The organism is Paenarthrobacter sp. CM16 (genome assembly GCF_013179505.1).
GTDB lineage: Bacteria > Actinomycetota > Actinomycetes > Actinomycetales > Micrococcaceae > Arthrobacter.
In genome coordinates, this window is the sequence record NZ_JABMCX010000391.1 from 1 (window position 1) to 3,486 (window position 3,486).

Annotated in this window: 3 protein-coding genes; all 3 read left to right on the forward strand. The window is 62.6% G+C overall.

Annotated features, from left to right (window positions below):
- On the forward strand, positions 1-218 hold a 218-nt coding region (locus HP499_RS22260), incomplete at its 5' end, for an SGNH hydrolase domain-containing protein (RefSeq protein WP_305849761.1).
- A gap of 200 nt (positions 219-418) precedes the next feature.
- The gene (guaB, locus tag HP499_RS22265; RefSeq protein WP_172326272.1) at positions 419-1,930 is read left to right on the forward strand and encodes an IMP dehydrogenase; all 1,512 of its coding nucleotides are present in this window, start codon (positions 419-421) and stop codon (positions 1,928-1,930) included.
- A 97-nt stretch (positions 1,931-2,027) separates the two neighbouring features.
- Positions 2,028-3,486 (forward strand): ABC transporter ATP-binding protein (locus tag HP499_RS22270; protein WP_172326273.1); only part of this gene is annotated, 1,459 nt, incomplete at its 3' end.

A 3,486-nucleotide genomic window follows, 5' to 3' on the forward strand; every position in this document is an offset into this window, starting at 1 on the left:
CGGCGTCGTCGCCTTTGGACGACTACGTGGGCAAGGTGGAACGGCTCTACCTGATGGATATGAGCGACTTCATCTGCGAACAGGGTACGTGTCCGGCGGTGGTGGGCAACGTGTACGTGTACAAGGACGACAACCATCTCACCAAGACTTACGTGCAGAGCATGATCCCCATGTTCGAGGAGCGGCTCCTGGCTGCTACCGGCTGGTCCGGCAGCTAAGTCCAGTGCCGTTGCTCACACTCGGGCTTCGCGGAATATGGTGATTGGCGCCGAGGTTCTAGTATTTATGCAACACCTTCTGCGCAGGTAATTTCTGCACAGGTACCTTATGCACAGGCCAGTCCCGTAATGACGGGCTGGTCATCAGTTGCAACCCCTACCAGTTAAGCCCCCGGAACCCAGGTAAGAGGCGCACACTCATGACCCAGCCCGATCACGATCCCTTTGGCTTTGTTGGCCTGACGTACGACGACGTCCTGTTGCTCCCGGGCCACACCGACGTCATCCCGTCCGACGCCGACACATCCTCCCGCATCTCCAAGCGCATTTCGGTCCAGACCCCGCTGCTGTCTGCGGCCATGGACACGGTGACAGAGTCCCGCATGGCCATCGCCATGGCCCGCCAGGGTGGTCTGGGCGTTGTTCACCGCAACCTGTCCATCGATGACCAGGCCGAACACGTGGACCGCGTCAAGCGCAGCGAATCCGGAATGATCACCAACCCGTTGACCATCGGCCCGCAGGCCACCCTGCAGGAACTCGATGAGCTGTGTTCCCGGTACCGCGTATCCGGCCTCCCCGTGGTGGACAATGACGGACGCTTGCTGGGCATCGTCACCAACCGCGACACCCGCTTCATTCCGGAATCGGAATTCCCGCTGCGCAGTGTCAGCGATGCCATGACCAAGATGCCACTCATCACCGGGCACGTGGGCATCAGCCGCGAGGAAGCCTCGCACAAGCTTGCTACCAACAAGATCGAGAAGCTCCCGCTGGTCGATGAGCAGGGCCGCCTCAAGGGCCTCATCACCACCAAGGACTTCACCAAGGCAGAGCAGTACCCGCTGGCCACCAAGGACGACGAAGGCCGCCTGCGCGTAGGTGCCGCCATAGGCTTCTTCGGCGACGGTTGGGAGCGTGCCATGAAGCTGATCGACGCCGGCGTTGACGCGTTGTTCGTGGACACCGCCAACGGCCACTCCCAAGGTGTGCTGGACATGATCCGCCGGCTGAAGTCTGATCCCATTGCCGCGCACGTGGACATCATCGGCGGTCAGGCTGCCACCCGCGAAGGTGCACAGGCGCTGATCGACGCCGGTGCCGATGGCATCAAGGTTGGCGTTGGCCCGGGCTCCATCTGCACCACCCGCGTGGTTGCCGGCGTCGGTGTCCCGCAGATCACCGCAATTTACGAGTCCGCCAAGGCTGCGATCCCGGCCGGCGTTCCGCTGATCGCCGACGGCGGCCTGCAGTACTCGGGCGACATCGGCAAGGCATTGGTTGCCGGCGCAGATACCGTAATGCTTGGATCCCTCCTTGCCGGCTGTGAGGAGTCCCCGGGCGAACTCATCTTCGTCAACGGCAAGCAGTTCAAGAGCTACCGCGGCATGGGCTCCCTGGGCGCCATGCAGTCCCGTGGAAAGAACACGTCCTACTCCAAGGACCGTTACTTCCAGGCCGATGTCTCCGGCGATGACAAGCTCATCCCCGAGGGCATCGAAGGCCGTGTGGCCTTCCGCGGACCGCTGGCTTCGGTGGCTTACCAGCTGGTGGGCGGCCTCCGCCAGACCATGTTCTACACCGGGGCACCCACCATCCCGGAGCTGAAAGCACGCGGCAAGTTCGTCCGTATCACTCCTGCCGGGCTGAAGGAGTCGCACCCCCACGACATCCAGATGACGGTGGAAGCGCCCAACTACGGCTCCCGCTGATTTATCCCCGACTGTTCCCCGTGGAGTCATCTCCGCGGGGAACCGTTGTTTAACCGGACCCGGCATATTTGTCGGTCCCTAAGAATAGGCTGGGCACATGTCTGAAAGGCCCGCGCAACCGCGGCATCCGGAGTCGGTTCGTCTGAATCCGGGCAAGACGCCGCCCCGCAAGCTGGCGCTGCGTCCGTACGCGCGCGCCGTCGGGCAAGTCCTGAAGGTGAGCTTCAAAGCCTCACCCGTCGCGGTGATCATGAAGGTGCTCGGTTCCCTGATCTCTGCCACGCTGCCGCTGGTCACCACCTATTTCGCCGCGCTCACCACCACCGCCCTGGCGGCCGGCTACGCAGGGGATCCCGACGCCGGTCCGCAGGCCATCCTGTACGTCATCATCACCGCTGCGCTGGGCTTGTTCTGGGGTGCCTTCAGCAGCGTGGACCGCTACATCCAGCAGCTCATGAGCTTCAAAGTGGGCGCGATCGTGGGCGACATGATGTACCAGCGGTTCCTGGCCCTCGAGTTCTGGCGCTATGACGACAAGGAAACGGTGGATCTTTACGACCGCGCCAAGAGGTTCTCCGATTCCTACGCGCGGGTGCTGGACAGGATCGCCGCAATCTTCACCCAGCTGGTGTCCGTGATCCTCGCCATCGGTGCCTTGGTCCTGGTGAGCTGGTGGATCGCCGTCATTGTCCTGGTAGCGATCGTGCCCAGCGTGTACCTGCAGTTCAAACTGTCGCGCGAGCAGATCGCCCACTGGAACACCCAAGTGGATTCACGGCGCCAACGCCGGATGATTGAGCAGAACCTGCTGCGGCCCCAGCACATCGCCGAAATGCGGCTGTACGGAATCGTGGGGTATCTCATGGACCTCCGGTCACGGCTCCGGGATGCAGACGAACGGCGGCGCCTGGACTTCCAGAAACGCTACATTCCCAAGCAGCTGGCTGCGGATTCGCTCCAATACGGCGCCGAGGTAGTGTCCCTGATCTGGGTGGTGGGGCAGATCATCGCCAGGGCCCAGCCGGTAGGCCAGTTCCTCTACGTTCAGCAAATCGTCAGCCGGGCCCTGTCTACGGCCAACAACCTCGTATCCTCCTTGAGCTCCATTGACGAGGACCTTGCCAACCTCAAGGATTACGAGCTTTTCATGGCCCTGCCTGTTCCCAGCGGCAGCGAACAACCCCTGGCGTCCTCGCCCGCCGTCGTGGAGCTGCGGGACATCCGCTTCAGTTACACGGGCAGCGACATTGAGGTCATCAAGGGCATTTCCATGACCATCAGGGCGGGGCAGCACATCGCCATTGTGGGAGAGAACGGCGCCGGTAAGTCAACGCTGATCCGTATCCTGGCAGGGCTGTACCGGCCCGATTCAGGCCAGGTCCTGCTCGACGGCGTTGACCTCGCCGGGATTGACGTCACCAGCTGGCACCGGCACCTGGCCGTGCTGAGCCAGGAATTCCTCAAATATGAGTTCGCCACCGCCGCGGAGAACATCTACCTCGGTGATGTTGACCAGCCCCGGGACGATGACCGGATCAGGCGGGCGGCATCGGATG

Excerpts from the sequence above, each read along its gene's own strand:
- guaB (WP_172326272.1), top strand. The coding sequence starts at position 419 with ATGACCCAGCCCGATCACGATCCCTTTGGCTTTGTTGGCCTGACGTAC.